The sequence below is a fragment of the Paraburkholderia unamae genome (genome assembly GCF_003268775.1).
In the GTDB taxonomy this organism is placed as follows: Bacteria; Pseudomonadota; Gammaproteobacteria; order Burkholderiales; family Burkholderiaceae; genus Paraburkholderia; species Paraburkholderia unamae.
This window is the reverse complement of record NZ_QLSU01000010.1, coordinates 63,723-89,285: the sequence shown is the minus strand read 5'-3', so window position 1 is coordinate 89,285 and position 25,563 is coordinate 63,723. Positions and strand designations below refer to the sequence as shown.

Annotated in this window: 18 protein-coding genes and 1 pseudogene; 8 read left to right on the top strand and 11 right to left on the bottom strand. The window is 63.2% G+C overall.

Annotated elements, in window-relative coordinates; translation table 11 throughout:
- Positions 1–16: 16 nt before the first annotated feature.
- Positions 17–1,438 carry a methyl-accepting chemotaxis protein gene (locus tag C7401_RS17935; protein WP_116611288.1) on the bottom strand — a complete coding sequence of 474 codons (1,422 nt, stop codon included), beginning with the start codon at positions 1,436–1,438 and terminating at the stop codon, positions 17–19.
- Positions 1,439–1,679: 241 nt separating this feature from the next.
- On the opposite strand from C7401_RS17935, the gene C7401_RS45005 reads away from it, so the two are divergent.
- Together C7401_RS45005 and C7401_RS17930 are read left to right on the top strand one after the other, a co-directional pair.
- Positions 1,680–1,835, top strand: a complete 156-nt coding sequence (locus C7401_RS45005) for a hypothetical protein (RefSeq protein WP_181565604.1) — start codon at positions 1,680–1,682, stop codon at positions 1,833–1,835.
- A 19-nt stretch (positions 1,836–1,854) separates the two neighbouring features.
- Positions 1,855–2,625 (top strand): class I SAM-dependent methyltransferase, encoded by a 771-nt coding sequence (locus C7401_RS17930; RefSeq protein WP_112172746.1) that lies wholly within the window; start codon positions 1,855–1,857, stop codon positions 2,623–2,625.
- Positions 2,626–2,640: 15 nt separating this feature from the next.
- On the opposite strand, the gene C7401_RS17925 is transcribed toward C7401_RS17930, so the two are convergent.
- From C7401_RS17925 to C7401_RS17910, 4 genes are all read right to left on the bottom strand, one after another.
- Positions 2,641–4,149 carry a flavin-containing monooxygenase gene (locus C7401_RS17925; RefSeq protein ID WP_112172745.1) on the bottom strand — a complete coding sequence of 503 codons (1,509 nt, stop codon included), beginning with the start codon at positions 4,147–4,149 and terminating at the stop codon, positions 2,641–2,643.
- Between the two features lie 121 nt (positions 4,150–4,270).
- Positions 4,271–5,464 (bottom strand): tetratricopeptide repeat protein, encoded by a 1,194-nt coding sequence (locus C7401_RS17920; RefSeq protein WP_112172744.1) that lies wholly within the window; start codon positions 5,462–5,464, stop codon positions 4,271–4,273.
- A 171-nt stretch (positions 5,465–5,635) separates the two neighbouring features.
- Entirely contained in the window at positions 5,636–6,316 is a 681-nt protein-coding gene (locus C7401_RS17915) for a PspA/IM30 family protein (RefSeq protein WP_112172927.1), read from the bottom strand.
- A 446-nt stretch (positions 6,317–6,762) separates the two neighbouring features.
- Complete coding sequence (locus C7401_RS17910; protein WP_112172743.1) at positions 6,763–7,380, bottom strand: hypothetical protein; 618 nt, start codon at positions 7,378–7,380, stop codon at positions 6,763–6,765.
- Positions 7,381–7,986: 606 nt separating this feature from the next.
- Between C7401_RS17910 and C7401_RS17905 the strand changes: the two genes are divergently transcribed.
- Positions 7,987–10,503, top strand: coding sequence for a penicillin-binding protein 1A (locus tag C7401_RS17905; protein WP_112172926.1), 2,517 nt, complete (start codon positions 7,987–7,989; stop codon positions 10,501–10,503).
- Between the two features lie 241 nt (positions 10,504–10,744).
- Here C7401_RS17905 and C7401_RS45000 read toward each other — a convergent pair whose 3' ends face one another.
- A complete protein-coding gene (locus tag C7401_RS45000; RefSeq protein ID WP_181565603.1) occupies positions 10,745–11,146 on the bottom strand; it encodes a hypothetical protein in 402 nt (133 codons plus the stop codon).
- Positions 11,147–11,556: 410 nt separating this feature from the next.
- Between C7401_RS45000 and C7401_RS17900 the strand changes: the two are divergent.
- The 5 genes and pseudogenes from C7401_RS17900 to C7401_RS17885 form a co-directional block, all read left to right on the top strand.
- Positions 11,557–12,969: pseudogene (locus C7401_RS17900) on the top strand (type VI secretion system Vgr family protein); the annotation flags it as partial.
- Between the two features lie 347 nt (positions 12,970–13,316).
- Complete coding sequence (locus C7401_RS44410; protein WP_146757945.1) at positions 13,317–14,735, top strand: hypothetical protein; 1,419 nt, start codon at positions 13,317–13,319, stop codon at positions 14,733–14,735.
- Positions 14,736–14,750: 15 nt separating this feature from the next.
- Positions 14,751–15,635, top strand: a complete 885-nt coding sequence (locus C7401_RS44405) for a hypothetical protein (RefSeq protein ID WP_146757944.1) — start codon at positions 14,751–14,753, stop codon at positions 15,633–15,635.
- Between the two features lie 280 nt (positions 15,636–15,915).
- Complete coding sequence (locus C7401_RS44400; RefSeq protein WP_146757943.1) at positions 15,916–16,803, top strand: hypothetical protein; 888 nt, start codon at positions 15,916–15,918, stop codon at positions 16,801–16,803.
- Positions 16,804–16,855: 52 nt separating this feature from the next.
- On the top strand, positions 16,856–17,452 hold the full coding sequence (locus C7401_RS17885; protein WP_112172740.1) for a hypothetical protein: 597 nt from the start codon (positions 16,856–16,858) through the stop codon (positions 17,450–17,452).
- Positions 17,453–18,065: 613 nt separating this feature from the next.
- Here the strand turns inward: C7401_RS17885 and C7401_RS17880 are convergent.
- The 5 genes from C7401_RS17880 to C7401_RS17860 all read right to left on the bottom strand — a co-directional run bounded on the left by C7401_RS17880 (position 18,066) and on the right by C7401_RS17860 (position 25,234).
- Complete coding sequence (locus C7401_RS17880; RefSeq protein WP_258397131.1) at positions 18,066–18,443, bottom strand: YfiM family lipoprotein; 378 nt, start codon at positions 18,441–18,443, stop codon at positions 18,066–18,068.
- A gap of 281 nt (positions 18,444–18,724) precedes the next feature.
- Positions 18,725–19,345: a 2-hydroxychromene-2-carboxylate isomerase gene (locus C7401_RS17875; RefSeq protein WP_112172925.1), complete on the bottom strand. Its 621-nt coding sequence runs from the start codon at positions 19,343–19,345 to the stop codon at positions 18,725–18,727.
- A gap of 107 nt (positions 19,346–19,452) precedes the next feature.
- Positions 19,453–20,904 carry an efflux transporter outer membrane subunit gene (locus C7401_RS17870; protein ID WP_373864445.1) on the bottom strand — a complete coding sequence of 484 codons (1,452 nt, stop codon included), beginning with the start codon at positions 20,902–20,904 and terminating at the stop codon, positions 19,453–19,455.
- A 110-nt stretch (positions 20,905–21,014) separates the two neighbouring features.
- The gene (locus tag C7401_RS17865; RefSeq protein WP_112172737.1) at positions 21,015–24,161 is read right to left on the bottom strand and encodes an efflux RND transporter permease subunit; all 3,147 of its coding nucleotides are present in this window, start codon (positions 24,159–24,161) and stop codon (positions 21,015–21,017) included.
- Positions 24,158–25,234, bottom strand: coding sequence for an efflux RND transporter periplasmic adaptor subunit (locus tag C7401_RS17860; protein WP_373864441.1), 1,077 nt, complete (start codon positions 25,232–25,234; stop codon positions 24,158–24,160). The genes C7401_RS17865 and C7401_RS17860 overlap by 4 nt, the downstream gene beginning before the upstream one ends.
- Between the last annotated feature and the right edge of the window lie 329 nt (positions 25,235–25,563).

The following is a 25,563-nucleotide window of genomic DNA, read 5'->3' as shown; positions in this document are numbered from 1 at the left end:
TTCGGACGACGGCTTGCTACAGCCGATACCCCATGCGAAAGCCGCCCCAATGCCGCCCGTTCACGAAGATCGGCGCGGAGGCGTCCTTCATCATCACGAACGTGCCGCCGCCCATGTCGCGCCGGTAGGTTTGCAGCAGGAAGGGCTTGGTGTGCGAGCCCGCCGCGCGGCCCGCTCGGTCGCTGAAAATGCGGTGATTGCGGCAGTTCGCGGCGTTCCACACCGGGTCGGAACCTTGCGGATGCGAGAACTTGCGGTTGTGCGTCGGAATATAGCCGCGCGGATCGATCGCCACGCAAAAAGCAACGCGCTCGTCGAACGTGAGCAGCGGTTCGAGGATCGGGGGCAGCAGCCGGTCGGTGAACGCCGTGAAGCGGGTCATGTGCTGCTGCGGGTTCGTATTCGGCACCGGCGCATAGTGGCCGTCGAACAGATCCGCCTCGCCGATTTCGCCGCGCGCGAGCGCGCCCTCGAACAGCTTGCCGACCTGGGCGGCGGCGCGCTGCACGGTCTCGATAAAGCGCGTGTCGTCGGTTTCCACGCCCGTGGCGGCGGAAAGTTCGATGAGCGTTTCCGACACCTCCAGCAGTTTGCCGAGCTGATTCTTCGCTTGCACGAAGTTGCGGCCCGAGTCCTCGACGCCCGCGACCATCTCGCTCACCTGGCTCTCCAGCCCGTCGCACTTCGTCTCGATCTCGCCCGTGAGCTGGGCGATCTGTCCGGCGTGCTCGTCGAGCTGCACGATCGCCTCGCCGGTGCTGTGCACGGCCTCGCCGATGGTGTGCGTGCCCGCGCGCACGCGATGCGCGCGTTCGGTGTTCGCCGTGCCTTCGGCGATGAGCTGTTCGGTCTGCTGCGTGAGCTGCCCGAGCGTCTGCTCGATCTGGCCGGTGGCCTGCGCGGTTTTCGCGGAGAGGTTCTTCACCTCGGCCGCAACCACGGCGAAGCTCTTGCCCGACTCGCCGGCGCGCGCCGCCTCGATGGCCGCGTTGAGCGCGAGAAGCTGGGTTTGCCGGGCGATCAGCGAGATTTCCTCAGAGACCTTCGAGACATGCGCGAGCGCGCTCTTGAGCGCGCGGATCTGCGTTTCGATGACCGTGACGCTTTCCACCAGACCGTGGATGTCGGCGAGCGATTCTTCGATGGTCTGTTGCGACTGCTGCACGGTGGCGGCGGTGCCGGTGCTCAGCTCGCGCATGGCGCGCGCGGCCGTGGCGATCTGGTGATTGCCGGCGAGGGTATGGGCCGCCGACTCGCGCAAGGCGTGGCAGACGTCGGTCTGACGCTGCACGCGCGCCGCGACCTCGTCGACATGGCCCGCGACGTCGCAGATCTCGATGCCGAGCCTGCCGGCCTGGGCGGCAATGTCGCCGACGATCCCGGCGGATTTTCCCGTGCGGCGGCGACCGCGCAGGCCCAGCAAACGCAAACGTGTCATCGGGTGTCTCCTTGCCCGGTGCGGATTGGCGACCGCGAACCACTGCGGTGGACCACTGCGGCGGGGAAGCCGCGTGCCCGGTCGTGAGCAGGTTCGATCGCCGGGCCATCTGAACCTGTTTACGGCCTGTAACACGGGGACTTGAGCGCAGTGGCCATGCCTGGCGCTATGATCGGGAACTCGGGCGCGCCGGGCGCGGGCAGGTGACAAGCAGCGCAAGGGGCGTCGCGACAGGAGCAAGATGATCGAGGCATTAATCGACGCAACAATCCAGGCCATAAGCGGTGGGAGCGCGCCGCTCGCGCTCTGGCAGCAGTTGATCCAGCTCTGGGAGCTGATCGTGATGGTGCTGCGCTTCCTCTGGGAGCTCCTGAAGCTCCTTGGCGGCGGCGGTTGAACGGACAAAAGGGCAGACGATGATCGACGATTCCACCCGGCGTTTCACCGACCGGGTCGCAGACTACGTGAAATTCCGGCCGACCTATCCGCGCGAAGTGGCGACCTTCGTGCATGTGGAGTGCGGCATCGCGCCGGGCGCGCCCGTGGCCGACATCGGCGCGGGCACGGGCCTCTCCACGAAACTGTTTCTCGACGCGGGCCACCCCGTCACGGCCGTCGAGCCGAATGCGGCCATGCGCGCCGCGGCCGACGACCTGCTGGGTGGCTACAAGGGCTACCGCAGCGTGACGGGCACGGCGGAGGCCACGACGCTCGACCCCGCGAGTGTGGACCTCGTAAGCGCCGGGCAGGCGTTCCACTGGTTCCACAAGACCGACACGCAGCGCGAGTTCGCGCGCATCCTGAAGCCGCGCGGCAAGATCGTGCTGTTCTGGAACAGCCGACTGCTCGAAGGTTCGGCGTTTCTTGAAGGGTACGAAGCGCTGCTCCAGCGCTTTTGCCCCGACTACGCGCGCGTGGCCGAAAGCTATCCCGACGCGGCTGCCATGGCGGACTGGTTCGGCGAAGGCTTCGAGCACCAGACCGTGTTCCCGAACGCACAGCTGCTCGATTTCGAAAGCCTGCGCGGCAGGCTGATGTCGTCCTCGTATGCGACGCAGTCCGGCGACGAACGTCACGAGCCGATGCTCGCGGCGTTGCGCGCGCTGTTCGAGGCGACCGAAAAGGACGGCCGCGTGAACTTCGCTTACGAAACGCGCGTGTACGCCGGGCGGCCGCGGCGCGGTTGACCCGAGCCGGAAAGGCTAACGGCCGAACGCATAGTCGGCGCGGCGCACCCGGCGCGTCTTGCGCCGGAACATGAACGTGAAGCCCGGCCACAGCGCGGTGTTCTTGCCGGCCTGCGTGAGGTAATAGCTGTGGCAGCCCGACTGCCACACGGTGCGCGCAAAACGCGCCTGCAAGCGCATGTTCCAGGCGCGCTGCGCCTCGGCACGCACGTCCATCGTGCGGGCGCCCGAGCGTTGCAGCGCGCGGATGCAGCACGCGATATAGCCGATATGCGACTCGATCATGTAGATCATCGAGTTGTGCCCGAGCGCGGTATTCGGCCCGATCATGAAGAAGAGATTCGGGAAACCGGCGACGCTCGCGCCCAGATACGCCTCGGGGCCGTCACGCCGCCAGGTTTCGCCGAGATCCCGGCCGCCTGTGCCCGTCACCTGGAAGGGCGCTTCCACGTCGTTGACCAGGAAGCCCGTGCCACAGACGATCGCGTCAAAGGCGCGATGCGTGCCGTCGGCGGTGACGATACCGTCGGCGACGACCTCGCGAATCGCCTCGGTCACCAGTTCGACGTTGGGCTGCGCGAGCGCCGGGTAGTAGTCGCTGGAGAGCAGCACGCGCTTGCAGCCCAGCAGGTAGTCGGGCGTGAGCCGCGCGCGCAGTTCGGGGTCTTTCACCTTGTGCGCGAGATAGCTGCGCGCGAATTTCGTCGGCGTTTTGAGCAGGCGCGGTTCGACCGAGAAGCCTAGCGCGCGCGATTCCAGTTGCCAGTAAATGGCCGCGCGTGCGGCGCGCTGCGCAAGCGGCACATGACGAAAGACCCAGCGCCAGCGCGCACTGATCGCGCGGTCGCGGCGCGGCATGATCCAGGGCGGCGTGCGCTGGAACACCGCGAGCCGCGCCACGTGCGGCTGGACTTGCGGCACGAACTGGATCGCGCTCGCGCCCGTGCCGATCACGGCGATGCGCTTGCCTTCGAGCGCATAGTCATGGTCCCAGCGCGCCGAGTGAAAGACCTTGCCTTCAAAGCGTTCGATGCCCGGAATGTGCGGCAGCGAAGGGCGCGAAAGCGGGCCGTGCGCGGCGATCACGATATCGGCCTCGATGATATCGATGGTATTGATCGCCCCGTCCGCCTGGCCACGCTCGATCTCGACCTGCCAGACGCGGCGCGCTTCCACGAAGCGCGCCGCGCGCACGCGCGAGCGGTACTCGATGAAGCGCTCGACGTCGTACTTGCGCGCGCAATGGCGCAGGTAGTCGAGAATCTCCTGCTGCGGCGCGTAGGTGCGCGTCCATGCCGGATTCAGCTCGAACGAAAACGAATAGAGATGCGAAGGAATGTCGCAAGCCGCGCCGGGATAGGCGTTGTCGCGCCAGGTGCCGCCCAGGCTTTCGGCGGCCTCGTAAAGCGTGAACGAGTCGATACCCATGCGGCGCAGCCGGATCGCCATGCCGATGCCGGAAAACCCGCTGCCGATGATGGCGATGCGCAGTGCGGCCCCGTTGCCGCGCGCTTCAGTGGCCATATGCGCGTCCGTTGTTTCGTGTGTTGTGCGGTGTTGCTGGCGTTGCGCGCCGATGCAAAACGGGCTCCATGAAGGAGCCCGTCGTCGTGTCGGCGGCGCGCGCCAGGAAGGTCTCAGGCGCTCAGGAGTTGTTCCAGTCGTCCGAACTGTCGTTGCTGCCCATGTCGACGCCACCGCCGCCACCCGAGCCGTCACCCCAGTCGTTCGAGCCCTGACCGAAGTCGAGGCCGCCGCCATTGCCATTGCCGTCACGCTGCACACGGCGGCCTTCGTCGTCGACGATCACGTCGCGCTCGATCACGCGGTCACGCCCGTGGTTGAGCGCCTCGCCAAGCAGCACGCCGGTCAGCAGACCGCCCATGCCACCCATGCCGCCGCCGCCTTGCTGAACGATGACCTGCGGTTGCTGCTGCTGCGGATATTGTGGCGGGTACTGCGGCTGACGCCCAAAGGCGGCGTCGGCTTCGCGCGCATAGGAGGAGTCGCTGCCATAGCCGGGCGCGGCTGCGGGGGCTGCCGGTTGCGCATTCGGATCGGGGCGGCCTTCGGCGCGCGCCTTGAGGCTTGCGAACTGGCGCTCGAGATCTTCGATCTCATAAGGCGGTCGCGGGTTCGCGCTGTTCGAGAGCGTTTCCACCAGCGTGCGCAACTGTGTTTCCAGCCCCTCGACTTCCTTTTCGAGCGCTTCATGACCGGGCGCGGTCGAGAGCTTCACGTCGAGCTTGAGCGAACGCACGCCGTTGAGCAGTGCGGTGGCACGCTTGAGCTGGTCGAGGCGGTCGTCGCCGGCCTTCGCGTCTTCGGTGGACTTCGCGCGGCGCAGCGTCCAGCGCAGCACGAGCGCAACGCCCACCAGCACGATGGCGATACCGATCCACATGCCCATGCCGGGGCCGTGCTTCTGCGGCGCGGGAGCGGGCGCGGCGACCTGCTGCTGCGCGAACGGATTGCTCGCGCTGCTGGTCGTGACGGCGCCGGCGCGCGTGGCGTCGGAGCGAATCTTCGCTTCGACCTGCGCGAAACGCTGCGGCTGGGTGAAGCGGATCTGCGGATCGAGTGTCTTTGCCTGCTGGACCTGGGTGAGCGCGTCGGCGTAGCGGCCTTCGCGGTTGAGCACCTGGGCGTAGAGGTAGTGGGCGCGAGCGTTATCCGGATGCGCCTGGAGAACTTCGGTCAGGCCCGAGTCGGCGCGTTGCCAGTCGCCCTGGGACATCGCGGATTCGATCTGCTGCACGCTAGGCACGGCAAACGCCACACCGCCCGTGAAAGCGAGCGAAGCAAGTGCGATGCTGGCAGCGGCAAGAAACTTTTTCATGTTGCAGGCCGGGCGGATTGACGCCCGTCTCCATGACATTCAATTCGGGGATGCGGCGCGGCAAGCTTGCCACTCGCTATTGCGGCAGCACGGGTCGTGCCGCGCCGCATCCTTGGCTCCCGCGCGTCGTGCGTCATGCCGGGAGCGACTACGAAGTGCACTACGGTTGCGTTACTGCGCCGGCGTGTTCAACTGCTTCTTGAGCGCTTCGAGGCGGTCGTCGACCGAAGGCCCCTTGTTGAGCGCCGCGAGCTTTTCGTCGAGCGCCTTGCCGCTCGACTGGTCAGCCGAGTTCAGACGGGCGTCCGAGCGCGCGTTCGAGAGCGCAACCTTGTCTTCGAGCTTCTGGAAGTCGGCGTCGAGATTCTTGCCGCCGATGCCGCCCAGCGCCGTGGCCGCGACATCCTTCGCCTGGGCGATCTGCTGCTTCGCCTGAAGGATATTCGAGCGTGCGTTCAGGTCGTTGCGGCGCGAGCGCATGTCGTCGATCTGCTTCTTCAACTGGTCGACCGACGGTTCGAGCTTCGCGAGTTCGACCGCGAGCGCATCGCGTTCCGTTTCGGCGGTTTGCTGAGCACCGAGCGCCTCGCGCGCGAGCGCTTCGTCACCCGATTGCAGCGCGCGCTTCGCGCCGTCTTCGTACTTCTTCGCCTTGTCGGCGGCCACGTCGCGCTTGCTTTGCTGCGTCGCGACCTGCGCCTGGATTTCGACGAGCGAGTTCTCCGCGCGGGCGATGCTGTCGTCGAGCTCACGCACGATCTGGCGCGAATCGCGCGACGGATCCTGCACCGAGTCGGCCGCGTCGTTGAGCAGGCCCTTTACCGTGCGGGAGATGGAGTCGAAAAGCGACATGAATTCCTCCAGTGAAATGAGATCGGCCATGCCTGGCCGAGGTGCGTGCATGCAGTGTGCGCCTCGCGGCGTAAGCTGGCGCAGGGGCCAACCTGGCTGGCGAACAGGGCAAGCCGGGCAACGGTGGCAATCGCCGATCCATCTGCCAGCTTACGCCGCTTTGCGCACACCGCGCATGCTGCGCGCAAATCAGGGCGAGTGCGGCGATTGCAATAGGGCAATCGCATATTCACGCATTCGTGCGTTCCTTTTGCGACGGCATTTTGCCGTATGGCTCGAAGCACCGCTTCAGGCCTTGGGGCGCCATCGCTCGCGGATATTACACCACGGGCCGTCTTAAAAGGGACTTAAAGGAAGGGGCGCACGAGGGCGCATGCAGGCACGCTGCGTAACTGAAATATTCCTGTAATCGTCACGCGCAAGGCGCGCCGCGTGACAGGTGAATTTCAGGCGAATTTTCCGCCTTCGGGCGTGGTGTCGTCGCTGTGGGCGTCGTCGATCGGGTCGTCCGCGTTGCGTCGCGAGCGCGCGAAGGGCGCCGAACTCAGCGGCTGCAACGGCTCGGCGGTGTGCGTTTGCGCTGCCGCGGCATCGAGCTCGGCGGCAGCCGCCGCTTCGGCGTTCAGGCGCGCAACGGCCTGCGCGATCTCGCGCGCGGCATGGTTCACGTCGGGTTCATGGGCGGGCAGGGCGGCGGCGGATTCGTCGGCCGTCGCGGCGGCATCCGGGTGCCCGGACGGGTCTGTTTCCGGGGCAATTTCCGGGGGGAATCCATTGACGCCGCCGGGCGCTGCCGCCGGCGGCCGGATCACGCCCGCGCGGGTCGTGCGCAGCGGCCTCGCCGCCCTTTGCAATACCTGCGCGAGCGCGTCGGGCTGCCTTGGGGCGTTGAGGCGGTCGACGATGCTCGCGGCTTTCACCTGGTCGCTCGTCGCGCTGAACGCGATCACGGCGCGGCGCATGAGTTCGCTGACGCTGATGCCGAGTTCGCCGGCGGTGGCGGAGATCGCGCGTTTCTGGGCGGGCGTGACGAAGACGACGATGCGTTCGCTAGGCTTGTTCATGATCGGCGGGCCGTTGGGTCGGCTTCGTATGACGTCGATTCCTGCCTGCGCGCTTTTTGAAAGAGGAATTGTGAGCGTGCGTGGGCGCGAGCAGGGGCGTGTAGCGGATCTTTCATCATATGACGAGTGCGCCGATGCGCAATCGGAAGGTGTCCTGTTGGGAAAGACCCTGCTCGCAAGAATATGCCGCCGACAAGCCTACTTCGTGTAATTTGCCGCGTGGCGGATCCATTCGTTACGAAACTTTTCGCGCATAAAGCGCCGATTGGCGCAAGGGGTCATCAGCAGACCTTTCGTCGCGGCAATAAATCGGGCAGGAAGGCTTGTCCAGGAAACTCTTACAAAAAAACGCGACCCGCCGCCCGCGATTTCTTTAGAATGCGCTGTTACATTTCGCGAATGTCGCCTGCACGGGGGCACATTTGCATGTGGCGTGCCGTAGCGCGCGCCGCGCGGCCGGACGGGGGCGTTACCGGTCGCGCCGCGTCGCCGGGAGTGAGCCGGCGACGTCGTGTGCCGCATTGGCGCCATGACGCCGTGGTCGAGATCCATGCGCGCGAAAACGCGCGCCGCTGGCGCGCGCGAGACGCGCCCATCATTCCACTCATGCCTATCATCAAACGACCGCCTTCACCGCAGTACCCGAACGAAGATCGGGAACCCTCCTTCAACAACGGCCGCCAACCGCCTCGCCGCCCGCAGTCGGGCGGCGACGGTCCGCGCGATGAACGCCCGAAGCGGCGCTCGTTCGGCAGCGCGATTGCGCTCTGGTTCGTCGGCCTCGTCGCGACGCTCTGCGTGGTGGGCGCGCTCGTCGTGGGCTACGCGCTCGTCGTGATGGAGCCGCAACTGCCTTCGCTCGACGCGCTCACCAACTATCAGCCCAAGGTGCCGCTGCGCATCTATACCGCCGACCACGTGCTGATCGGCGAGTTCGGCGAAGAGCGGCGTCAGCTCGTGCGCTTCCAGGACATTCCGGACATCCAGAAGAAAGCCGTGCTCGCGATCGAGGACTACCGCTTCTACGAGCATGGCGGCGTGGACTTCGTCGGCATCCTGCGTGCGGGCGTGGCCGACCTCATGCACGGCGGCGCCTCGCAGGGCGCGAGCACGATCACGATGCAGGTCGCGCGCAACTTCTTCCTGTCGAGCGAAAAGACCTATACGCGTAAGGTCTACGAAATGTTGCTCGCCTACAAGATCGAGCGCGCGCTCACGAAGGACCAGATCCTCGAGCTGTACATGAACCAGATCTATCTGGGGCAGCGCGCCTACGGTTTCTCGGCCGCTGCGCGCGTGTATTTCGGCAAGGACCTGAAGGACATCACAATCGCGCAGGCCGCGATGCTCGCGGGCTTGCCGAAAGCGCCGTCGGCGTATAACCCGATCGTCAATCCGCACCGCGCGAAGATTCGCCAGGACTACATCCTCAAGCGCATGCTGGACCTGGGCTACATCAATCAGGCGCAGTACGACGAAGCGATCAAGGAGCCGCTCGAAACGAAGACGGCCGGCACCGAGTACAACGTGCACGCCGAATACGTGGCCGAAATGGTCCGCCAGATGATGTACGCACAGTACAAGGATGAGACCTACACGCGCGGCCTCACGGTCGTGACGACGATCGATTCCGCCGATCAGGACGCCGCCTACGCGGCCGTGCGCAAGGGCGTGATGGACTATGAGCGCCGCCACGGCTATCGCGGGCCGGAGGGCTTCGTGCAACTGCCCGCCGACGGCGACGACCGCGAGCAGGCCATCGAAGACGCGCTCACCGACCACCCGGACAATGGCGACCTCGTTTCGGCGGTGGTGACCGACGCGGGCCCGAAATCGGTGACGGCGCAACAACTCGACGGCACCTCGGTGACGGTCACGGGCGACGGCCTGCGCTTCGTGGCGGCGGGGCTCTCGCCGCGCGCCTCGCAGGCGCTGCGCATTCGCCCGGGCTCGATTGTGCGCCTGATGGCGGACTCGAAGGGCAACTGGCAGATCACGCAACTGCCGCAGGTGGAAGGCGCGCTCGTCTCGCTCGCGCCGCAGGACGGCGCGATTCGCGCGCTGATCGGCGGCTTCGACTACAACAAGAACAAGTTCAACCACATCACGCAGGCGTGGCGCCAGCCGGGTTCGAGCTTCAAGCCGTTCATCTACTCGGCGTCGCTGGAAAAGGGCCTGGGACCGGCGACGATCATCAACGACGCGCCGCTGTACTTCCCGCCCAGCACGCCGGGCGGAGACGCCTGGGAGCCGAAGGACGACGACCAGCCCGAAGGCCCAATGCCCATGCGCCTCGCGCTGCAAAAGTCGAAGAACCTCGTGTCGATCCGCATCCTTTCGTACATCGGCACGAAGTACGCGCAGGACTACGTGACGCAGCGCTTCGGCTTCGACGCGGACAAGACCCCGCCGTACCTGCCGATGGCGCTCGGCGCGGGCCTCGTCACGCCGCTGCAATCGGCGGGCGCGTATAGCGTGTTCGCGAACGGCGGCTACCGCATCAACCCGTACCTGATCGCCGAAGTCGACGACGCGCACGGCCAGCCGATCCTGCGCGCGCAGCCGCTCGTAGCGGGCCAGAACGCGCCGCAAACGCTCTCGCCGCGCAACGCGTTCGTGATGAACAGCCTGCTGCACTCGGTGGCGACGGCGGGCACGGGCGCGGGCACCAACGTGCTTCATCGCAACGACCTGCAAGGCAAGACGGGTACGACCAACGACGCCAAGGACGGCTGGTTCGCGGGCTATCAGCGCTCGCTCGTTGCCGTGGCGTGGATGGGCTACGACCAGCCGAAGAGCCTCGGCAGCCGCGAATTCGGCGCGCAGCTCGCGCTGCCGATCTGGGTGGAGTACATGCAGCGCGCGCTGCGCGGCGTGCCGCAGGAAGAACCGGCGATGCCCGACGGCCTCACGACGATCAACGGCGAGCTGTACTTCTCTGACATGACGCCGGGCAACGGCTTCGTGTCGAGCATTGGCCTCGACTCGGCAAACCCGGCTGGGGCTGCGAGCGATGCGAGCGGCGCGACCGGCAGCATGGGTCCGGGCGGGATGACGCCGCCCAACGTGAGCACGACGGAGAAGCAGCAAATCATGGATCTGTTTGAATCGAACAAGCCTTGATGCGGGTTTGTTGAGTTTCGCAGGATGAGCACGGCGCGTTGGCAACAACGCGCCGTGTTTTGTTTGGTGAGCAGAATTTCCTTGCGGACCAAGGAGTTGGCCGCAATGTCCAGGGCTTTTCCACAGGGCTGTGAACAAAATCTGTGGATAATGTCGCCGCGCTGCGCGCAGGGCTTCCGGTTGTTTGCAGAATCGAGACGCCCTTGGTGCGCTCTCGGGAATATCGTGGGTGAACTCGCTTTCAAACCATCACCGAAACGGAATCCTGAAACTCAGCGCCGCTGAGAATGACTGCACCTTGCGGGACGGCACCAGTCTGTCGGGAAGGGGCCACGCAGGGACGCCGGGGATCAGCGTGCCCTTTCGTTACCGCTCCTACAGCACGGCGCGCGAGATGCCGGTCGGTGCGTAGCTGCGCGACACGCTGGAAAGCAACCGCGCGAAACGCGATGAAACAAAACTGAATATCGAGCGCGGCGGCGATCCGGCAGGCCACACGAGGGCTGTCGTAGAGAGGGTAAAGCTCAAACAGGCCACAGGTCGAGCGCGGCCTGCTGGTCAGCAGTGATGCAGATGACAGGGAATTGCCGCCTTGCGGCGTCTCCCGTCGCTCACCTTGCGCGGCGTGTTTGCCACACTGCATGTGGCAGCACACTCATCAGACTCGCGGTGAGGCACAGCAACACAGTAAGCGATCTTCGCGCCTTGCTGGATGCGTGTTGGAACCAGACCGCTCGCGTTCTCGACGTGTGGCTTCGCAGGGGTACTGCTCCCGGCGGTGCGATCAATGCAGGACTCCGAGAATTGGGTTGGCCTCGCATTCACCGGAAGTGCGCAACCCCGTCGAGAAGGCAGCAGGTAACAAGTCACTTGCTGCATGTTCACCAATACAAGATTGTTAGTATAACTATGTGATTTATCAATTGAAATTGTGGCGTGCGTCAGACGGATCGAGCATCTATCCGATGCGCATGCGCATTTCAGATTCATCCCATGTTGATGGAAACCGGTTCGTGGTGCCATTGAGCACATTAATTTGATCCGGGAGATCGTATGGCCGAATTTGATCTATTGCCTGAAAATATTTCGGGGCGTCAGTCCTATCACTTGGCGGTACCAGGTTCTGACAACGCGGCGCAACTTTCGGTCGTGTCGTTCAAGGCCACCGAGAAGATGGGCGAACCCAACATCGTCCATATCGAACTGACTCACCCGCAGCAGTTGTTGCGCGTCGACTTCCTGAGCCGTGACGCGGTTTTCAGCATCAAGGCCGATGACGGGACCATGCGGCGCTTCTCAGGCTTTATCGAGCGCTTCTCGACGGTTCAAACGACGAAGGATTTCACAAGGTGCGAGGTTGTCCTCAAGTCGCATTTCGGACGGCTCGAAGCCGTCATGAACACCGGCAACTACCAGCACCAGAGCACGCCGGACATTCTCGCAGCCATCCTGCGCCGCCACGGCCTGAGAGACCATCAGTTCCGCTTCCGGTTGCGTCGCCACTACCCCAAGCATCTGTTCCGCATGCAGCACCACATGACGGATATGGCGTATGTCCAGATGCTCTGCCAGAAGGCGGGCATCTGGTGCTTTATCGCGGAGACAGAATACGGCGATCAGGTGGTTTTTGCCGATGACATCGACCACTATCTCTACGACCAACCTCAGCGCATTGTGCCGTACCGCGAGGCGGCGGGACTCGAAGCGGGCGGCGTGGAAGCCGTCACGGCGATCAAGACCCATACCGTCACAGTGCCGCAGTCGTTCATGGTTGCCGAGTACAACCCTGAATCCGCGTGGGAGCGTTTTCGCGCCTCGGCCACCGTCGCGCCCGAGGACCCGACCACCTACGGCCAGCCGTATATCTACGGCACGTACCACCTCGACGCGGACGGGGCGCAGTGGGAGGCACAACTCAGGCACGAAGCGGCGATCGCCGGCCAGGTTGTGTACGAAGGCGCGGGCAACGTGTTCGCCTTGCAGTGCGCCACGGTGCTCGAAACAGAGATCGTGCTGCCGGATGCGCCCAAAGGCATGGTCATCATCGAGGCCACGCACAGCGGTGCGCGTGACGCGGCGTATTCGAACACGTTCAGGGCCATCCCTGCCGACCGGCGTTTCCGTCTGGAACTGAAGCCGGAAACCTGGGCAAAAATCAGCGGTACGTTGAGCGCCCGGATTTGCAGCCCGGACAAGTACACCTATGCCTACCTCAATTCCGTGGGCTATTACGTTGTCCGCTTCGATGTGGACTTCGCAACATGGCCCAAAGGTGGCGAGAGCGTACCGCTGCGACTCGCCAAGCCCTTCGCGGGCAAGCTGCAAACGGGCTTCCACTTTGTCGCGCTGGACAACGATGAAGCGGTGATTTCTTTTCGAGATGGCGACCCTGACAAACCCGAAATTATTGCGTTTCATCATCATTCGCAGGCGCGCGACCTCATCACGAGTGATCGACGCTGGCTCGGCGGTCCTAACGACCTTTTCCTCAAGTTCATCACGATCCAGAAGCAGGGCAAGGCATCGATGCGCACGCCATTACCTGACCTGCCAGGCGAGAAAGATTACAGCGCGCAATTTACGCTTAGCGATGGCAGCGGTGCCATTCTCAAGAACTATCCGTACCGGCTGGAAGCGGAAAACGGCTCGATCTGGTACGGCCGCACTGATAAAAACGGGCTGACTGAGCGGATCTGGGCCGGCCGGTCACAAAAAGTGAAAGTACACCCGCATCATTCACAGGATGCAGAAAACGACAGCGACAATGCGCCGGAAAGTTGCTGCGATGCAGACCCTTCCGAAGGTTGATACAAATGAATGCTTCTACACAGGCACCCATCGGCTCAATGATGACCGGGACGAACATGCCGACTCAGCAGGTAACAGTTACGGACCGCCTGGTGAGTTTTGTTTTCTATTGTGCGCCGTTGGATCGGTACAATGGAATGTATTCGGACCTGCATGGCCTTGATACTTCGAAATATGGAGTAACCGATTCTGCCTCGTATTTGACGCGGCTTCCCTTTGTCGTGGTCGATGTCGATACGAAGAAGGTGATATACCCTACATCGGGCGCATACAAAGAATTTCCTGGCCGAACCTATACAAGCGCTTTGCACGACGGAAAGCGATCTGTGCATAGCTTGGACGCCATCCATATTCCCGATGAAGTAAAGCGAATCGCATTACACATTGCAAATGACGCTTTCAGGTACCATCGAAACTTCCAGCTATATCCATGGACCGTTCCTGACGCTGCGCACAGCAAGATTCACATCTTCGAACTCCGGTCAGACGTGCAAAATAAGTTTATCGAGAAAAACAATCTTCCATCGATCCCATCGGAAAATACGCTGGTAGTTAAATCAGCGCCAACCAACGAATACTATGGTTTTCTCACCGGCGACCTTTGGAGAAAGGTCAGTCATGAATATACTGACGCCGACATCAGCAGGCTCTGTCCGTCTGGCACTATCTCGCGCAACGCACTTGCAGGTGATATGCCGCATCCACAGGTTGCTGCGCATCCCTCCCATGCGTTAGTGCCGGCGATGACAAACGCCGTTACGCCTCACTCTGATGGGCCACATGCTTACGTCGGCCCTGTTTTGGGCGGCAGTTCGCCGGCGTCCGTTCCCGCTGTTGTGTCGGCGCCTGCGCTGCCCCAGGTGACGGGGAGTGTGGAAACAATCGCCGTAGACTGGCTTGCGACGCTCGCGCCGATCTATGCTGCCGGTGCCGGCTCTCGCTCCATGGCACCGCTTACGGTTGAGATTCCCACCTTGGGAATCACGCTTACCTTTATCGGAAGAGCGCTTGCCAACGCAATTAATACGAGTGACAACACGACAATTCAACAGGCCATCAAGCGTACGTCGCCGCGCACCTTTGCTGCTGCTCTTAAGGCCGCGTGGCGCTTGCACATCGACAAACTGAGTCTCTCCAGTTCGTGGCGACCGATGCTTGGCTCGCGCCTGCACAAGATGGGGGACGGGCTGGATGTGACCAGCTTCGAAGATTCGTTGGAGCATATCGATTTTACGATTCACAACCATGGCGCGGGGGATCGGAATCTTCCATTCCCGACAAGTTCGGGTGGGCAAAAGCTGGCGAAGCTGTACGCGGAATTGAATCGCGACAGTGAAACGTTGCACGGTGCGATCTATACGCCATGGCTGAACTGGGTCGAGCCACATGACACGCATATGCACATCACGGCAAAGGGTGAATAGTTGAGAAAGACTGCTATGGAAGAAAAATCGCTATCTATAAGGCTGGCGACAGTCGCATCATCCTTAATGATCGTTTGTGTTTATGCAAGCGCTCGGGTGGTGACGGTGAATGATGCAAGAATTTCATATGATAATTATTTGTCGCCTCAATGCGTGCTTCTTGTTCGTCATGCAATTAATGATTCGCATGCTGGATGGGACTCTATGTCGGATTTATGTGATAAATATCGAAATGCAAAGGATGATGATGTGATTCAAATGGCTCCATCGGAGCCAGAGCATTCGGCAATTCCAGTCAAAAAGAAAGACTATATATCTCTAGATGATCTGCCCCCATGGGTAGGGGACGCTCCTATTCGAGCATATTATTCCATTTCGAGAAAACAGGAGGAAGCTGACCCTGACGTTGCCCCTTCGTATCTCCCTTACGACAATTGGAATAAGATATCTAACTATATTGTTGTGGATCGTGACGGATACGAAGTGGCTGTCGTGGGTGGCAAAAGGACTGGATACCGATTCTATGACTATTTGGGGGTGTGCTATTTGGCGACGGAATATAAGCCTCGAAAATATAAGTATCGAACTGAATGTCAGGGTAAAAGGTGGGACTATAACGATTTTCCAAAATCCGTTGATGTGACAAGTCATCCCTGGGTGAACATCACGGAGCAGAACACTGTGAATCTCGGGGAGCGCATGCCAGCAGATGGTGTCGAGATTCGCGGCAGCATGGCCGTCAAGCCTCTGATCTACTCCGACTATCCAATCGGTGACAACGGACGTGTGACCAAAGGTCGGGCCATGTGCATGGCCGATTGCGCGCCGGGGATGCTGATGAAGCTGCTGCATGCGGGGCAGAGCATTTGGGGACCTCCTCGTAAACCGTCCGCAAAGTGACCTGAAAATTGCGTTTAGTGCAGCCCATAAGAGATGGGGGACCGACTGGATGTGGCCAGCTTCGATGATTCGTTGGAGCATAGCGATTTTACGATTCGCAGCCATGGCGCGGGGGGCGGGACCATCCATTCCCGACAAGTTTGCGCGGGCAAAAGCCAGCGAAGCTGTACGCGGAATTGAATAGCGACAGTGAAAAGTTGCACGGTGCGATCTATACGCCATGGGTCAACTGGGTCGAGCCACATGACACGCATATGCACATCACGGCAAAGGGTGAATAATGACGGCTGATTTCATGAGGAAACAATCATCGCTAATAAAATCGACGGTAGTCTCGGCGTTTTTAATGATTGCCTGCGCGCATGTCAGTGCGCGTTCGATTACGGTCAATGATGTTACTGTAAATAATGAAAATCCAATTGAATTGACTTGTGTAATTTTTCTTCGTCATGCGATGGGTAACTCCCCTGCTGGGGACGATTCTTACGCATGCGATAAATTTCGCTCCGCGAAAGATGATGACATTGTGGATACAATTCCAGCGTCGGCTGGTCATCCGGCGGTCTCTGTCAGGAAGAAAGATTACATTTCATTGGACGATTTATCCCCGTGGAACGGAGTGGTTCCTGTCCGCGCATTTTTTGGTATAACCTCAAAACATGAGAGCTCTGACCCCGACGTTACGCCTTCATATCTTCCTTACGATCGCCAGAACGAGGTTTATGTCTATTGGCTCGTGGATCGCGATGGATACGAAGTCAATGTTCTGAATGGTAAAAGGACTGGATACCGATTCTATGATTTTCGGGGAATCTGTTATCTGGCGACGGAAAAAAAGCCTAGAAAATATAGATATCTCACAAAATGCGAGGCGCCAGGATACGAAGGCTTTCCAAAATCCGTTGATGTGACGAGTCATCCATGGGTGAATATCATGGAACAGAATACCGTCGATCTAGGAGAGGGGATGCCCGCTTCTATGGTCGAGATTCGCGGCAGCATGCCCGTCAAACCTCTGATCTACTCCGACTATCCAATCGGTGACAACGGACGAGTGACGAAAGGTCGCGCGATGTGCATGGCCGATTGCGCGCCGGGGATGCTGATGAAGCTGTTGCATGCGGGGCAGAGCATTTGGGGACAATCGGGCAAACCGCCCGCAAAGTGACCCGAAAATTGTGCCTGGTGCAGCCCATAAGGATCGAAGAGGAGACTTCACGATGTTCGTTGCCGCACTCGACAAAGGTGAGGGAAGATTTGCGTTGCATGGCAACTCGGCGGTTAGCGGAGAGGAAGCGCTGACCTGTTACCTGTCGCCCTTTGATGCGCTTGTCGATGTCGGCCTCACGCTCCCAGAGCAGCGTGTTCAGATACTTGAGGTTGCCAACATTGCGCCTGGAAAACTGAAGGGGCAGGGAAACGGGCCTGTATCTTTCTGTGTGCATATGGCATGGCAGGCGCGTGCAGGGCGGGTGTTGCTGCGACAAGGCGGTGCACCGCAAGCGATCATGTTTGCGCCGTATCGATCGGATTCATGGAATGACGCTGCGTTGCTGGCCGACAGCATTGCGCGGTTGGTTGATGAGGTCCACGAGCGGGCGGGCCTGTTCGCGTGGAAGGAAACGGCTCAGACCTTCGCTGACTGGGGGAAAATAAGGCTAGAGGCCCTTGTGCAGGAGGCATGGGCGCAAGCCCCGGTTATGGAGGCTGATGGCGCCATCCCGGATTTTGACCAGTTCGCCATGTTCGATCCCGAGTTCCGGCAATGGCATTTCGTTCCTGCCCATGAACTGATGAGTGACGCGCTGGAGTGGTAGCCGCAGATAGTCGAGGTAAAGATCACACCCTGTGATTTTTATGTCGCCTCGGGCAGCGCGCGCATGTTGGCCTCGGGGGCCGAGGTCGCAGGCTTTGTAGCGGTCTCCGGCGGGGCAATAATCACGAGAGTAGCCCTATCATCACGCGAGGTAGGGAATGAATTTTCCCCACACGTGCTCACGCTGCTGCGCAGCATCAACAGGCAAGCTGTCTGCGTATTGAAGCAGCAAGTGACTTGTAGAGAGTGCCGCCAAGTCACCGCTTGTCCGCAATTCCTGCAAGAAAGATGTTCAATATGTAGACCGTCTCCCCTGCGGGGGAGCGGCGGTTTTCCCGCAACGCAATGTTGGGGAAACGCGGGGGAATGGATGCTTGGGGCTGCTCGGGGAATGCAAATTCCCACACCCATCGCCCGGAAAGCCTTGTGGCGTGGACTTGCGCGGTGTGGGGGAATAGTTACCCTCAGCCTTGCCAACAAAATCTGTGGGTAACTTGCACCTTGAGTTCTCCACAGTTTCTGTTGGCAGACCTGTGGGTAACCTTTGGAGATCGAACCTAACTAGCTGACGCCAAAGGCAATGCACGCGAACACGCAACACGGGTCAGCGCGCGTCAAAACACATCGTCATAACGCAGTCCGAAGGTTCGGGCATGCGAACCACGCGAATACGTCACGGCCCAATGCGCGAGCCACGCTCCGGTGAGCGCGCCGAGCGCATCGGCGAACAGATCCTTGTACGAGAATCCATCGGTGCGGCAGGTGCCGTCGAGCGTTTCCTTCAGGAGTCCCGGCACTGTACCAATCAGCGTGCCATAGACGACCGGGTGATCCGTATCGCGCGTGAGCCAGCCGCCGAGCGCGCCGAACGGCACGGACACCGCGAAGTGCTCCAGCTTGTCCGTGCCGGTCCAGCTATCGTCGGTCTGGAAGCGAAAGCCGCCATGCGAGCCGGAACAATCGAGGCTGGCCTGGGCGGTAGCGCTGGCCATGATTAGCAATGCGAAGCAAATGCCACGCTTCACGTGATGTGCCATGGTCGTGATCTCTCAGGTTGTCTTGCGTCGCGCCTTGCCTGGGCGCGACGGGCGCCGTCTGCATGGCGCGGTTTCGTCTCCGATGCGGCCGCTCTTCGTAATAGATAGGAATGCGTAGGAATTGAGGCCGTTTAATTAAGTCAGTCAAACCTGACTTACGGCGCAGTGTATCAGTTCTGTCTTAAAAATAAGGGCCAGAAAATCCTGACAGAACAACAGTCGCAGGGGGCAGGGGGTTAGTCGATGTCTTGGTCCGGCGGCGCGCAAAGGGCGGCGTCGATAGCGTCTTCGAGCCGGTCATTGCCCCAGAACATTTCCTCTCCGACGAAGAACGTCGGTGCGCCGAAGATGCCCAGTTCGCGAGCCGCGTGCGTGCGTTCACGCACGCGCAGCCGGTTCGCATCGCTGCCGGCTGCCTCGATGATCGGTTGTGCGGGCAGACTCAGCGCGACCAACATTTGCGCGGCCGCCTCGGGCGAATCCACTTCGCGATCGCCGCCGTAGTTGCGCGCCATCACGGCGCGGCACCAGGCGGGCAGCCACGGCTCGTCGGCGGCGAGCATCGCGATACGTGTCGCCAGCACGGCGCGGCGCGGAAACTCGCTGGGTTGTCGCCACAGCAAGCCATATTTGCGGCATTGGCGGCGCATGTCCTGCCACACGTATGCGCCTTTTTCCTTCTGCACGACGAAGGGCGGGCCTTCCCAGCCGAGCGCTTCGAGAATCGGGCCCAGCATGAATGGCCGCCAGCGCACGGCCACGCCCGCGCGAGCCGCAAGCGCTTCGATGCGCATCACGCTCAAGTAGCTGTAATTGCTCGAAAGATCGAACCAGAAGTCGAGTGCGGGCGGGGGCATGATGTCGTGTCCTTGGCGAAGGCGCGCCGTCTCGCGCGGCGCGTTGCCCTTCATGCTACCGCGAGGCGACTCGCCACACGTACGGAACGTACCAAACGGCGTGAGCGCTATTTGCCCTGCGCCGCTCCGGCATCCGACGCCGCGGTGGCGGCAGTCTGTGCCTCGTGCCCGCTGCCGAGCGTCGCGGGATTCGTCGGCGGATTGCCCATCGCCTGGAAGAGCGCGGCCGTGTCGGCGAGCCGCGTGCCGCGATAGCGGATTTCGTCGAGGCGCGCATTGCGCCATTGCTGTTCGCTCTGGCGCACGGCATACCAAGGCACGGCCCCGAGTTTGTGGCGCGCATTCGTGTCCTCGTACACGCCCTGGGCCGTGCGCGCCGAGGTGCTGGCCGCGTCCAGAGCCTGCGCGTCGTGCTCGAGCGCGGCGAGGCGGTCGGCGACGTCGCGGAACGCCGTGAGCACCGTTTGCTTGTACGTGTCGTTGGCTGCGTCGTACGACTGCAACGCCGCACGCCGCTGCGCGAGGAGCGCGCCGCCATGAAAGATGGGTTGCGAAAGCGAAGCGCCGATCGCCCAGAGCGCGCCCGCACCGGACGTCACGACGGGCCAGCTAAAGCCGCCCTGGCCGAGCGCCGCCGAAAGCGTGATGCTCGGATACATCTGTGCGGTCGCGGCGCCCACCTCGGCGGCGGCGGCCGTGAGCGTGGCCGTTGCCGCCTCGATGTCGGGCCGGGTCTTCAGGAGTTCTGAAGGCACGACCACGGGCACCTGCGGCGGCACGGCAAGGCTCGCCAGGTCGAGATCGGGCGGGGCCTGGTCGGGTGTGCGTCCGATCAGCACGGCGAGCGCGTGGCGCTGCGCGGCCCATTGCTGGCGCAGCCCCGGCAGATTCGCCGCGAGCGAGGCCGCGCTTTGCTGGGCGTTGAGCAGGTCGGTGCGCGAGGCGGCGCCGAGTGCGTAGCGCTTTTGCACGTCGTCGGCCTGGGCATTGGCGAGTGCGATGAGTTGCTCGGTCGTGTCGATCTGTGCGTGCAGCGTCGCCGCGCCAAGCGCGCTCGCCACGATGTTCGCCGCGAGCGCACGGCGCGCGGCCTCGAACTGGAACGCCTGCACGTTCACGCGCGAGGCGAGCGCCGCGTTGTTCAGCCGCGTCGCGCCGAACACGTCGAAGGTATAGCGCACGTCGATCAGGCCCGCGAACAGCGCGTATTGCAACTGGTCGATACCGAACTGCGGAATGGCGGGCGCCTGCTGGCGTTGCGCGGTGCCGATCGCATCCACGGTCGGCAGGAGCGAGCTGCCGATCTGGCCGCGCAGTTGTTCGCGCGCGGCTTGCAGGCTGTGATCGGCGGCGGCGAGGTCCGGGCTGTTGGCGAGGCCTTCGTTTACGAGCGCATCGAGCGCGTCGGAGCCGTAGAGCGTCCACCATTGGGGCACCGGCTCCGCGCCCGTCACGAACTGTTGCGCGACGCCCTGGGCGGCGACCGTTTGCGCGGGTTGGGCCTGCGCGCCGTAATGCTCGGGCTGCGGCATCGCAGGCGGCTCGCCCGTCGGACCCATCGCGCAGCCGGCGAGCGCAAACGCCGAGCAGGCTGCGAGGGCGCTGAGCGCGCGTGGAAGGCGGGGGGCGTGCGAGTACGCCGCCAACGCCCGAGTCGGCAATAAAGTCTTCATGATGCCTGTTCCGGCGCGCGGCCGGTCTCGTCAGTCTCGCTGCTGCGCACGCGGAACGCGGCGGCGTAGGCCGCGGGCAGGAAAAACAGCGTGAGCACGGTCGCAATCGTGATGCCGCCCATGAGCGCAGTCGCCATCGGCCCGAAGAAGTTCGAGCGCAAGAGCGGGATGAGCGCGAGCACGGCGGCCGCGGCGGTCAGCATGATCGGGCGGAAGCGTCGCACCGTCGCGCCCACCACGGCGTCGAAGCGTTTGTGCCCCGCGCGGATGTCCGTCTCGATCTGATCCACGAGGATCACCGAATTGCGCATGATGATGCCGAACATCGCGATCACGCCGAGCATCGCCACGAAGCCGAACGGCTGCCGGAACAGGAGCAGCGCGATCACCACGCCGATCAGCCCGAGAGGTGCGGTCAGCACGACCATCATCACGCGCGCGAGGCTTTGCAACTGGATCATGAGCAGCATGAGCACGGCGATGGCGAGCACGGGCAACTGCGCGAAGATGGACGCCTGGCCCTTCGCGCTTTCCTCGACTGAGCCGCCCACCTCGATGTGATAGCCGGGCGGCAGCGCGCGCTTGATCGACTCCAGTTGCTTGTCGAGCGCATGCGTGACGTCGATGCCTTGCGCGCCGGCGCGCACGTCCGACTGCACGGTGATGGTCGGCTGACGGTCGCGCGACCAGATCACGCCGTACTCCAGATCGTTGGCGAGATGCCCGAGCGCGCCGAGCGGCACTGGGCCGTTGGGCGTGGGCATGGCGAGCGTGAGCAGGTGCGCGGGATCGACGCGCTCCGTGCCCGGTGCGCGCAGATCCACGCTGATGAGCTTGTCGCGCTCGCGAAACTGCGTAACGGTATAGCCCGAATACGTCATTTGCAGAAAGTTGGCGATGTCCTGCGACGAGACGTTGAGCGCGCGCGCCTTTTGCTGGTCGATCTGGAAGTGCAAGGAGCGCTCGGCCGGCTCGTCCCAGTCGAAGTTGACGTTCTCGGTGCGCGCATCGGCGCGCAGCGTCGCCGCCACCTTGTTGGCGATGTCGCGCACGGTCGGGATGTCGTCGCCGCTCACGCGGAACTGCACGGGGTAGCCCACGGGCGGTCCGTTCTCGAGCCGCGAGAGGCGCGTGCGGATGGCCGGGAATTTGTCGCGCAGCATCGGTTCGAGCCAGCTTGCGAGCTTCTCGCGGTCCTCGACGGACTTCGCCGTGATCACGAACTGCGCGAAGTTGGGCTGCTGAAGCTGCTGGTCGAGCGGCAGATAGAAGCGCGGCGCGCCCGTGCCCACGAAGTCGATGAAATGGTCGATCTCGGGGCGGCCCTTGAGCGCCGCTTCGAGGCGCTTCGCCTCGCGTAGCGTCGCCTCGAACGAGGCGCCTTCGGGCAGGCGCACGTCCGCGAGCAGCTCGGGCCGGTCGGAGCTCGGGAAGAACTGTTGCGGCACGAGCGTGAAGCCCGCGAGCGCCGCCACGAAGAGCACGATGGTGAGCGCGAGCACGACGAGATGCCGCTCGATGCACCAGCCGATCCAGCCGCGCAGGCGCCGATAGAAGCGCGTGTCGTAGATCTCGTGCTCGTGGTCTTCGCCATGCGTCGCGTTGGGGTCGGGCTTGCGCTCGGGGAGCAGCCGATAGCCGAGCAGGGGAATGAGCACCACGGCCGCGAACCACGAGGCGATCAGCGCGATGGCGGACACCTGGAAGATCGAGCGCGTGTATTCGCCCGTGCTCGAGCGCGCAAGCACGATGGGCAGAAAGCCCGAGACGGTCACGAGCGTGCCCGTGAGCATGGGGAACGCGGTGCTCGTATAGGCGAACGCGGCGGCGCGCGTGCGGTTCCAGCCCTGGGCGAGCTTCACGGCCATCATCTCGACGGAAATGATGGCGTCGTCCACCAGCAGGCCGAGCGCGAGCACGAGCGTGCCGAGCGAGACCTTGTGCAGGCCGATGCCGAACAGATACATCGTGAGCGAGGTGACGGCGAGCACGATCGGAATCGTGATGACGACCACCATGCCGGTGCGCACGCCGAGCGAAACGAGGCTCACGAGCAGCACGATGCCCACGGCCTCGGCCACGGCTTCGACGAAGTCGTCGACCGAGCGTGAGACGGCATCGGGCATGCTCGACACTTCCACGAGCTTCAGGCCCGCCGGAAGTTGCGCGCGCAACTGCTCGACGCGCGCGTCGAGCGCCTTGCCAAGCCGGATCACGTCGCCGCCGGGCTGCATCGTGAGGCCGATGCCGAGCACCGCCTGGTTCTGGAAGCGCATCTGCGTGGCGGGCGGCTCGTCGTAGCCGCGCCGGATCGTGGCGATGTCGCCCAGGCGGAAGGTGCGGTCGTTCACGCGGATCAGCGTGTCGGCAATCGCCTTGAGGTCGTCGTACTGGCCGCTCGGGCGCACGTACACGCGGTCGTCGGCGGTCGTGAGGGTGCCCGCGGCCGCCACGCTGTTCTGCGCGCCGATCACCTGGCCTAGCTGCGTGGGCGTGATGCCGAGGCGCGTGAGCTGCGCGTTCGGGATCTCGATGTAGATGCGCTGCTGCGGGTCGCCGAAGTAATCCACCTTGCCCACGTCGGGCACGCGCAGAAGTTGTTCGCGCAACTTGTCCGCGTAGTCGTGCAGTTGCGCGGGCGAGAAACCATCGCCTTCGAGCGTGTAGATGTTCGTGTAGACGTCGCCGAACTCGTCGTTGAAGAACGGCCCCTGCACGCCCGGCGGCAGCGTATACGCAATGTCGCCGACCTTCTTGCGGACCTGGTACCACGTCTCGCGCACCTCGCTCTCGGGCGCGGAATCCTTCATCGTGAAGAACACCAGTGACTCGCCGGGCCGCGAATAGCTGCGCAGAAAGTCGATATAGGGCGTCTCCTGGAGCTTGCGCCCGATGCGGTTCGTCACCTGGTCCTCGACCTGGCGCGCGGTCGCGCCGGGCCAGAAGGTCTGGATCACCATCACGCGGAACGTGAAGGGCGGGTCCTCCGACTGCGCAAGGCGTGTATAGGCGAGCGCGCCGAAAATCGTGGCGAGCACGACGACGAAAGTGACGAGCGCGCGATGCCGTAGCGCCCACGCCGAGAGATTGAAGCGCCCCTCTTCGTGATCGGCGCCCGGGCTCGAGCCAGGAACCTGACTCATGACGCGAAGTCCTCGGCATGCAGCGGTGCAACCGGACGAACCTGCTCGCCCGCGTGAACCGTGTGCACGCCTTGAACCACGATGCGCTCGCCGTCCTGCAAGCCGCTCGCCACGGTGATGGTGCGCGCGTCGTAGCGCGTGACGCTCACGCGCCGCAACTGGAGCACGTTGTCGGGCGCGTGCACGATCCAGAGGGCGGGCGCGTCGCCGTCGTGGAAGAGGGCGGTGGCCGGCACAGTGAAGCTGGGCGCGGCGCCTGCCTCGGCCGGGGACGCGAACGCCACATTGGCCGTCATGCCGAGACGCACGTCGGCGTCGGGGTGTTCGAGCGTGAGCTTCGCGCGCCACGTGCGGCTTTGCGGGTCGGCCGCCGCCGCGAGTTCGCGCAGGCGCGCCGTGTAACGGCGGCCGGGCAGCGCGCCGAGCGTGACCTGCGCCGCGTCGCCCGTGTGCAGGGCCGCAATGGCGCGCTCGGGCAGATCGCACACCACATCGACGTCGCCGGTCCACGCGAGCTGGTAGACGGGCTGGCCCGCCTGCACGTTCTGGCCGGTGTCGGCGTTTTCGGCGGTGATGACGCCCGCGTGGTCCGCCACGAGCTGCGTATAGCGCAGCTGGTTTTTCGCGAGGGCCAACTGCTGCTGCGCCTGGTCACGCTGCGCCACGGCGGAAGCGTACGCATCCTGGGTCTGTTCGAGTTGCGCGCGGGCGATGAGATTGGCCTGCGACTGGGCCGTGTCGCGATCGAGCTGCTGTTTGGCGAACACGAAGCGGTGCTGCGCGGCGTCGAATTGGGCCTGCGCGCTCGCGGTGTTCTTCTCGGAGTCGGCGGGGTCGAGGCGCGCGAGCGTTTGTCCGGGTTTGACGCTGTCGCCAAGGCGCACGACGCGCTCGATGATCTTGCCGTTCACGCGAAACGACAGCGGCGTGGCGTTGCGCGCCTCGATGTCGCCGGGGTAGGCGGGGCTCACCGCGCCGCCGTCGGGATGCACGGTCATCGAAACGACCGGGCGCGGCTGCGGCGGCGCTTCCTTTTGCTTGCCGCAGGCGGCGAGTGCGAATACGCCCGCCACAAGCAGAATGCGCGCGGCCTGCCGCCACGGCGCATGCCGCGACGCACAAACCGCCGCGCGGCGGGATTCACCGGAACCTTGACTGGAATGCTGACTGGAACCTCCGCGCATCCTGCTCGACGCGCCACGACCGCAACGATTCACTTGGACCTCGATACGCCTTGCGCGCACGCAGACCGCAAACCGCCGGGCCAGTTGCGCCGCCGTTGAACCGCGGGCGCCGCGCGGCCTCGCGCACACGCCCCCGGTTTGGGATGATGAGCCGGATTCTAATACAACACTGTATCTGAGTGCGAAGTTGAATCCGAAGAATGTTTCAGTGTTAGACT

What these genes read in the sequence shown, in the direction of transcription:
- C7401_RS17935 (WP_116611288.1), bottom strand. Translation starts at nt 1,438, where the DNA reads ATGACACGTTTGCGTTTGCTGGGCCTGCGCGGTCGCCGCCGCACGGGA.
- C7401_RS45005 (WP_181565604.1), top strand. Translation starts at nt 1,680, where the DNA reads ATGATCGAGGCATTAATCGACGCAACAATCCAGGCCATAAGCGGTGGG.
- C7401_RS17930 (WP_112172746.1), top strand. Translation starts at nt 1,855, where the DNA reads ATGATCGACGATTCCACCCGGCGTTTCACCGACCGGGTCGCAGACTAC.
- C7401_RS17925 (WP_112172745.1), bottom strand. Translation starts at nt 4,149, where the DNA reads ATGGCCACTGAAGCGCGCGGCAACGGGGCCGCACTGCGCATCGCCATC.
- C7401_RS17920 (WP_112172744.1), bottom strand. Translation starts at nt 5,464, where the DNA reads ATGAAAAAGTTTCTTGCCGCTGCCAGCATCGCACTTGCTTCGCTCGCT.
- C7401_RS17915 (WP_112172927.1), bottom strand. Translation starts at nt 6,316, where the DNA reads ATGTCGCTTTTCGACTCCATCTCCCGCACGGTAAAGGGCCTGCTCAAC.
- C7401_RS17910 (WP_112172743.1), bottom strand. Translation starts at nt 7,380, where the DNA reads ATGAACAAGCCTAGCGAACGCATCGTCGTCTTCGTCACGCCCGCCCAG.
- C7401_RS17905 (WP_112172926.1), top strand. Translation starts at nt 7,987, where the DNA reads ATGCCTATCATCAAACGACCGCCTTCACCGCAGTACCCGAACGAAGAT.
- C7401_RS45000 (WP_181565603.1), bottom strand. Translation starts at nt 11,146, where the DNA reads ATGCAGTGTGGCAAACACGCCGCGCAAGGTGAGCGACGGGAGACGCCG.
- C7401_RS44410 (WP_146757945.1), top strand. Translation starts at nt 13,317, where the DNA reads ATGAATGCTTCTACACAGGCACCCATCGGCTCAATGATGACCGGGACG.
- C7401_RS44405 (WP_146757944.1), top strand. Translation starts at nt 14,751, where the DNA reads ATGGAAGAAAAATCGCTATCTATAAGGCTGGCGACAGTCGCATCATCC.
- C7401_RS44400 (WP_146757943.1), top strand. Translation starts at nt 15,916, where the DNA reads ATGACGGCTGATTTCATGAGGAAACAATCATCGCTAATAAAATCGACG.
- C7401_RS17885 (WP_112172740.1), top strand. Translation starts at nt 16,856, where the DNA reads ATGTTCGTTGCCGCACTCGACAAAGGTGAGGGAAGATTTGCGTTGCAT.
- C7401_RS17880 (WP_258397131.1), bottom strand. Translation starts at nt 18,443, where the DNA reads ATGGCCAGCGCTACCGCCCAGGCCAGCCTCGATTGTTCCGGCTCGCAT.
- C7401_RS17875 (WP_112172925.1), bottom strand. Translation starts at nt 19,345, where the DNA reads ATGCCCCCGCCCGCACTCGACTTCTGGTTCGATCTTTCGAGCAATTAC.
- C7401_RS17870 (WP_373864445.1), bottom strand. Translation starts at nt 20,904, where the DNA reads ATGGGTCCGACGGGCGAGCCGCCTGCGATGCCGCAGCCCGAGCATTAC.
- C7401_RS17865 (WP_112172737.1), bottom strand. Translation starts at nt 24,161, where the DNA reads ATGAGTCAGGTTCCTGGCTCGAGCCCGGGCGCCGATCACGAAGAGGGG.